The organism is Draconibacterium sp., assembly GCF_041583095.1.
In the GTDB taxonomy this organism is placed as follows: domain Bacteria; phylum Bacteroidota; class Bacteroidia; order Bacteroidales; family Prolixibacteraceae; genus Draconibacterium.
This window is the reverse complement of the sequence record NZ_JBFHGM010000266.1, coordinates 1-7,065: the sequence shown is the minus strand read 5'-3', so window position 1 is coordinate 7,065 and position 7,065 is coordinate 1. Positions and strand designations below refer to the sequence as shown.

8 protein-coding genes are annotated in these 7,065 nt (G+C 41.0%); 6 read left to right on the top strand and 2 right to left on the bottom strand.

What is annotated here, in order from left to right; all coding sequences use genetic code 11:
- The first annotated feature begins 524 nt into the window (after window positions 1-524).
- Entirely contained in the window at window positions 525-1,076 is a 552-nt protein-coding gene (locus tag ABZB17_RS18575; protein WP_372652391.1) for a molybdenum cofactor guanylyltransferase, read from the top strand.
- Between the two features lie 81 nt (window positions 1,077-1,157).
- The gene (locus tag ABZB17_RS18570) at window positions 1,158-1,604 is read left to right on the top strand and encodes a hypothetical protein (RefSeq protein WP_372652390.1); all 447 of its coding nucleotides are present in this window, start codon (window positions 1,158-1,160) and stop codon (window positions 1,602-1,604) included.
- 110 nt (window positions 1,605-1,714) lie between these two features.
- Here ABZB17_RS18570 and ABZB17_RS18565 read toward each other — a convergent pair whose 3' ends face one another.
- The gene (locus ABZB17_RS18565) at window positions 1,715-2,404 is read right to left on the bottom strand and encodes a Crp/Fnr family transcriptional regulator (protein ID WP_372652389.1); all 690 of its coding nucleotides are present in this window, start codon (window positions 2,402-2,404) and stop codon (window positions 1,715-1,717) included.
- Window positions 2,405-2,554: 150 nt separating this feature from the next.
- On the opposite strand from ABZB17_RS18565, the gene ABZB17_RS18560 reads away from it, so the two are divergent.
- The 4 genes from ABZB17_RS18560 to ABZB17_RS18545 are packed head-to-tail and all read left to right on the top strand — an operon-like array spanning window position 2,555 to window position 5,332.
- Window positions 2,555-3,790 (top strand): NAD(P)/FAD-dependent oxidoreductase, encoded by a 1,236-nt coding sequence (locus ABZB17_RS18560; RefSeq protein WP_372652387.1) that lies wholly within the window; start codon window positions 2,555-2,557, stop codon window positions 3,788-3,790.
- A gap of 16 nt (window positions 3,791-3,806) precedes the next feature.
- Entirely contained in the window at window positions 3,807-4,487 is a 681-nt protein-coding gene (locus ABZB17_RS18555) for a DUF1641 domain-containing protein (RefSeq protein ID WP_372652384.1), read from the top strand.
- Between the two features lie 10 nt (window positions 4,488-4,497).
- Entirely contained in the window at window positions 4,498-4,809 is a 312-nt protein-coding gene (locus ABZB17_RS18550) for a TusE/DsrC/DsvC family sulfur relay protein (RefSeq protein ID WP_372652381.1), read from the top strand.
- A gap of 19 nt (window positions 4,810-4,828) precedes the next feature.
- The gene (locus ABZB17_RS18545; protein ID WP_045026088.1) at window positions 4,829-5,332 is read left to right on the top strand and encodes a DsrE/DsrF/DrsH-like family protein; all 504 of its coding nucleotides are present in this window, start codon (window positions 4,829-4,831) and stop codon (window positions 5,330-5,332) included.
- Window positions 5,333-5,652: 320 nt separating this feature from the next.
- Here ABZB17_RS18545 and ABZB17_RS18540 read toward each other — a convergent pair.
- Window positions 5,653-7,065: hypothetical protein (locus ABZB17_RS18540; RefSeq protein WP_372652379.1), on the bottom strand; the 1,413-nt coding region annotated here is incomplete at its 5' end.

The window sequence follows — 7,065 nt, the reverse complement described above, 5'->3', positions numbered from 1 at the left end:
TACTCTTTGGGCTAAACCAAAGAGTAGAATCCGGCTGATAAGCCAAAAGTAATCTGCTTATGGTAGGTGACTTGGCTCAATACTGAAACGTCTGGAGAGAGATTCTTTTTTTCTTCTCCACCGGATTTTCAATGTGACCCAGAACCATCTGGCTTCGATCTGCTTTCTTTGCCGGACGATTTCCCTTTGGTCATTTCATCCCGGCGCTACGCACCGGGTTATTCATATTAGACGCTGCCAGCGTCATAAAAACGTGCAATTGCGGCATTGCAGGTCAATAAGCTCGTCTTAACTTTGTAATTCAGTTCAATATCCCGAAGTGATAAAATGTGACTAACCTCGGGTGGAACCCGGGGTTGAGGTGCTGTAATTTAAAGGCGCAATCAGTAAGCTGTTCAATGCACAATCTTTGTGTGCGCCTTGTAATCTGGCCATTTTTATGAAATGCTGTTAACAGACTTTACTTTCATTCATGTTGGTGATTCCCGTGAATCATGATTGTTTTATTTGCGTACTTTTAGCACATGCAAATTACCACAATAATTCTGGCCGGCGGGAAAAGTAAACGAATGGGCACCGACAAAGCACTGTTGAAGATCGATAATAAAACTATGCTTGAACGTGCAATAGACCTTTGTGAACCTTTATCTTCGGAGCTACTGGTCAGTTCAAATCATCAGTCGCACACAACTTTTGGTTACCCTGTTATTGAGGACGAGATTAAAAACTGTGGACCGATGGGCGGAATTTATTCCTGCTTAAAACATTCTTCAAATGACTGGAATTTTTTGATGAGTGTTGACACCCCTTTTGTTCAAAAAAGTTTTATTGACTTTCTGAAAGAAGAAACCCGCAATTTTGAGGCAGTGGTTCCGGTTCATGAAGGAAAGAAAGAACCATTGATTGCATTTTACCATAAAAGTGCCTTGCCTAAAATTAAAGCAATGATAGAGGGCGGTGATTATAAACTTCATTTTCTTTTGCAAAAGCTGAATACAAACTTTGTGGAATCGGGAGAGTGGTTGAAAAAATATCCCCAATTATTTCAGAACCTGAATCATCCTGAAGATATTTAATATTATGCTACGTAATATTTTCTTGGCAGAACAATTATTATATCTTTATAACCTTCAACTTTGAACCTAATAAATATTATCATGACAATTAAAACTCTCATTCTGTCTCTATTGGTTCTTACACTTTTTAGTTTTAAAAGTGAAAAAACTAAACTCAACGGTACATGGAAACTTATCAGCCAGGAATTGGTGAGGAACGGGCAAAGCCAGATATCAATTCTGGATCAGGCCAATGGCAGTCAACTAAAAACCTGGTCGGATAAATATTTTATGTTTGTTGGCGCCAGTGTACACGGATCGCAAAAGATGCATAATTTTGGTGGTGGAACCTACGATTTATCAGGGCATCTTTATACCGAAGAAGTTCTGTATCACAATGTGCCTTCTTTTCTTGGGAGAAAAGTTCAACAATATCTCGAAATAAAGGGAGATACCCTATACCAGGTTTACCTGTTTTCTCCACTTGATGAAAATGGCAATTATGACAAGGACAATTGCAACATAGAAAAATACGTTCGCGTCGATTAGGTAAGGGGTGTTTGGTTAAATTCCAAAGTTTTTTGTAAGTATTGGGAAGCCACCTTTACACAAAGGTGGTATTTAAAATCTATCCTAAATGCTTTCTTTTACATTGTGGATCATCCAAAATCTGAAATGCTCTTCAGGCGTTTTTTGTCGGCAATAAGAATGTCCTTTCCAAATATTTTAATGATTTCATCTTTTCGGAATTCAGATAAGGTGCGGATCACATTTTCAGTCGTCATTCCGATATATTCGGCAATTTCGCGCCTCGAAATGGGAAGTTCAAACTCATCCTTTTTATATATGTAGTCGGAAAAATAAAGCAGCACATGCGCAATACGTCCTTTCAGGTGTTTGCGTTTTATCTCCAGGTTGTCGAGGATAATTTTATCGGTCATCTGGCTAATATTCGACATCATATCCATCGCAAACAGTGCATTTTCTTTGGCATATTTTCGCACCACATCCAATTGCAAAATACAAACCGTAGTTTGCTCAATGGCTGTAACCGAATATTTGTACTGTGTTGATGAAAATACTGACAAAAGGCTGACAAAGTCGAAAGGTTTCGAGAAACTGATAATTTGGTCTTTGCCGTCGATTGAAGCTTTTGAGAGTTTCACCAATCCTTTTTTCATGTATACAAATTCGGTAATCGGGTCGCCTTCCTGTATAATCGATTCCCCTTTTGAGTAACTTCTTTCAACTTTTAAATCGCAAATATTGGTGAGTTCATCACTTTTAACATGTGCAAAAAAAATGTTTTTTAACTGGCAATATTCGCAAGTGCAAGATGTGTTTCCCATAGACCGGTTTACTCGTGTTTCATTAACCCGCAATGTACCAATTTATTATGATATTTATTACTCTCTGATAATTATCATAGCAGGTTTTACAGCACATTGTTCGCCCGCACATAACTTTAAAACGCAGATAAACCAATAGAACGATTCAAAATGAAGAAGATAGTAATTCTTGGCGCCGGAACTGCGGGCACAATGATGGCGAATAAACTTAGGAAAGCACTCGACCGAGAAGAATGGGAGATTACCATTGTCGACCAGTTTAAAACACATTACTACCAACCCGGATTTTTGTTTATTCCTTTTGGTATTTACCAGAAGGAAGATGTGATAAAACCAAAGGCTGATTTTATTCCGGCCGGTGTGAACATGATTTATTCTGCTATTGACAGAATTGAAGGTGACGCCAACAAAGTACATCTTGATGGCGGGAAGGTGTTGAATTACGATTTTCTGATTGTGGCCACCGGTACCAAAACCAATCCCGATGAAACTCCGGGTTTGAAAGACAAACTGTGGTACAAGGAGATCTTCGATTTTTATACCATCGACGGAGCTTTGGCACTGCAAAAGTTCTTAAAAGGCTGGGAAGGTGGAAAACTGGTAATGGCCATTACCGAACTACCTTACAAATGCCCGGTGGCACCGCTGGAATTTGTGTTTTTGGCCGATGCCTATTTTACCGAACTGGGCATGCGCGATAAGGTGGAGATAATATACGTTACTCCTATGCCGGGAGCTTTTACCAAGCCGGTAGCCACCAAAATGCTTTCGGAGCTGTTGGCCGAAAAAAACATCGAAGTAATTCCTGATTTCTACATCGAAAGGGTAGACAACGACCAGAAGAAACTTATCTCATACGACCAGAAGGAAATTGATTTTGATGTGCTTACCGTAGTGCCTGTGAACATGGGCGACGAAATGATTGAAAGAAGCGGATTGGGCGACGATCTGAATTTTGTTCCAACCGATAAACACACACTGCAGTCGGTGGCACACGAAAACATTTTTGTGTTGGGCGATGCTTCAAATATCCCAACATCGAAAGCCGGATCGGTAGCTCACTTTGCCGCCGATATTTTATTCGAGAACCTCATGAGCGCCATTGAAGGACGACCGATGCACGCCAAATTTGATGGCCACGCCAACTGTTACATCGAAACAGGTTTTGGAAAAGGTGCACTTATCGATTTTAATTACGATACAGAACCACTTCCGGGAACTTTCCCGCTGCCGGGCATCGGGCCGTTTGGTTTGCTGAAAAATACCAAAATCAACCATTACGGTAAAGTTATGTTCCGCTGGATTTACTGGCACATTCTGCTAAAAGGAAAAGAGTTGCCGGTTGAACCATTGATGACTATGGCCGGGAAAAAGAAGGTGAATTAATTAAAGGTGCCTGATTATGGAAGAGAAATCATTACAAGTACAAATATCGGAGCTGAACCAAAAGGTTGACTTGCTGCTGGAGTACGTAAACCAGCAGCGGCTTAAAACCAACGAGGTTGAAGATTTAATCTCTGACTTGTCGATAGTAGGAAAGGACATGTACGATACAGCGGTGGAAGATCTGGATAACCGGATGGTACATCTTGATATTGATGAGGTGAAGGGGCTAATGCTGCGTATTCTGCGTAACATCGATAACATGAATCGTTTTCTGGAACTATTCGAAAGTATGAATGATCTGGTAAAAGATGCCTCGCCAATTCTTAACGAAGTGATCATCGACTTCTCCAAAAAACTGAATGAGCTGGATCAAAAAGGATACTTCGAATTCTTTGCCGAGGCCGGGCAGATCTTTGATAATATCATCGCTCATTACAAACCGGATGATGTGAAAGAGCTGGCCGATAACATTGTAACCATTATGGAGACAGTTCGCTCTGCTACACAACCCGAAATGATGAATGCGATGAACAATGGTCTTAAAATTTACGGAAGTATGGAAATGGAAAATGTTCCTGAGTATTCCATTTTTAAGGTTATGCGCGAAATGAATAAACCGGAAATGAAACGTGCGCTTGGATTCTTTGTAACCTTTATGAAGAATATGGCTGCAGAAACCAATAAAAACAACAATTAAAAATAGAATTATGGCTGAAAAAACTTTCGCAGGAAAAACTGTTGAGGTAACCGCTGAAGGTTACCTGGTAAACAAAAGTGACTGGAGTAAGGAAATTGCTGCAGAATTGGCAAAAGAGGATGGTATTGAATTAACTGACAAACACTACGAAGTGTTGGATTATTTACGTGAACAAGAGGCGGCAGGAGCATCGCTTACTATACGGAAAGTTGGGAAATCGGGTATCGTTGATATTAAAGGATTGTACCAATTATTTCCCGGAGGACCGTTAAAATTATCTTCGAAATACGCTGGTATTTCCAAACCGGCAAGTTGCGTTTAAAAACCAAAAACTTAACAATATGACTGAAGTAAAAGAAACGCCTTTAAAAAAGGTGATGATAATTGTAGCCAAAGCCAATATTGAAGATGTATATGCAGGTTTGATAATGGCGAATGGTGCAGTCATGGAAGGTATTGAGGCCAAGTTGTTTTTTACATTTTTCGGACTGGATGCCATTACCAAAAAGCAGATGAACAAGTTGCACACGGCAACAGTTGGCAATCCGGGAATGCGAATGCCGAACGGATGGGCTTTCCCAACTTTGCTTGGAGCGATTCCCGGAGTGGAAGCCGGAGTTTCGGCCATGATGAAAAAGCAAATGGACGAACTGGATGTGCCACCCGTTGACGAATTTTTGGATATGATAACAGCAGGCGGAGGCGAAATTTATGCCTGTAAAATGGCTGCCGATATGTTCAAGCTCACAAAAGACGACTTGTGTGAGCATGTAAAAGCAATTATAACAGTTGGAGACTTATACGCTATGTCGGGAGGCGACGGAACCCAGATTATTTTTACTTAATCTACTAACCTGAATTATACTTTAAATTTTATCTCAGTTTCAATTTATTTTTAGGAGAAATCGCTTCAGATTTTTGTAGGACTATCGTGATAATGCAAGAAAATTTGAAGCGATTTATGCAAAAATTAATGAAATCAGAAGGAAAATACAGAAATGCACAATCTTTAAACCAAAAATATCTGGAAATAGCCCGCTATTCCTGCGATATTTTTAATTCAAATCTTGCACATTTCTGTATTTCTGAGATATAATATTTAAAATCGAACTCAGGTTAATATACGAGGAAGTTAAGCGTCATCTGTTTTCAGGTGGCGCTTTTTTTATTTCCATTCGGGAAGAATACAGGCAGAACTTCGTTTTTGCAACTGCCTCTCAAAATCGTTTAGCGTAGCTTGCATTATTTTCGAGTCATCATCATGGCAGGTAAGGCAGGCGCCAACTGTTAATATGGCCTGTTGTTGTTTAACACTTAGCGGAGAAACGTTGGAGCGTGTCGCAACTTTTCCGGTTCGTGTTTGCAGAAAATCAATCCAGGCATCAGCGGGCAAACCGTCGTTAACATCGCGTTGGTAAAGCGGAGCAAATGTCCATTTACCCTTTCCGTCTGAAATTTCGTATTCCAGTTTTCCTTCGCCGTAACCAATCGCAAGCGAACTATTATGGCAGCTTTTACAATCCCTCCCTTCTTTGGTGGTGGTGTGCGGTGCAACCGGCGCATACAAACGATGAAAAATAGTGGAATTATCAGCGTCGTCGGTGTACGCGCTTTTGTCGATGGTAAGAATCATTCCCGGTGCAACAGGTATAACTTCTGATTTTTCGCCTTCAGTCCGCATTCCCAACGACGGAAGTTTAGCTTCATACTCGCCAAAAAATTCAACCCAGCCGCCGGTTTGCTCTTTGTTGGTTACCATGTTGTATGATGGTTCGTTCGGATCGTATTCGTTGTGGCAGCCAATACAAGTTGGTACCCACGACGAGTGACAACTTGAACAGGCCAGGTCAGAGTGAGCATTGCTTCTTGTACAAACTTTTGCCGGACGGGTTAAAGCCATTTTAATCTTGCTGTTTTTGGTTTGCAGAAAGGCCGTGTCGTTTTCAACAAAAGTATTTACCAGCGCGTGCTTGCGTTTGCCGGTTACCAAAAATTCTTTCCCTGAAATATTGCCAAGGCGCAAAGCCGCGATAATTGCCGATTCATTGTCAAGATTTTCGGCTTTTATCGTTCTTGCATCGCCGTCAAAATGGCAATCAATACATTGAACATCCGCCTGATCTTCCTGGTGGGCATAAAGTGTTCCGTCGCCCATTACTTCATACGAATGATGACAATCGATACATTCCATTCCCAGCTCGTGGTGAACGTCTTGCTGTTTTTTTACAAATACACGTTCTCCTTCAATCAGGCGATAGTTATTGTCGTTAGTAGGCATTTGTTTGACTTCAAGTGTTGTTTCGTGCCAACCTTCGTAATTGGTTGAAATCCTTCCCGAACGGCTGTGGCAACCAAAACAATGATTGTTGCTAATGGCCAAACTAATCGACGGGTGTGCATTAATAATGGAATCTTTAACCTTGGCAAGTGCAACTTCTGCCTCGGGGCTGTAATTCAGGTGGCAGGCCAGGCAACCTCCGCCACGGCTGCTTTCGTTAACCGGGCCATATTCTGTTTTTGGATTTCCAAGATGGCAGCGAACACATAAATTACGCAAATGCTCGTCGGCAGCCGAATT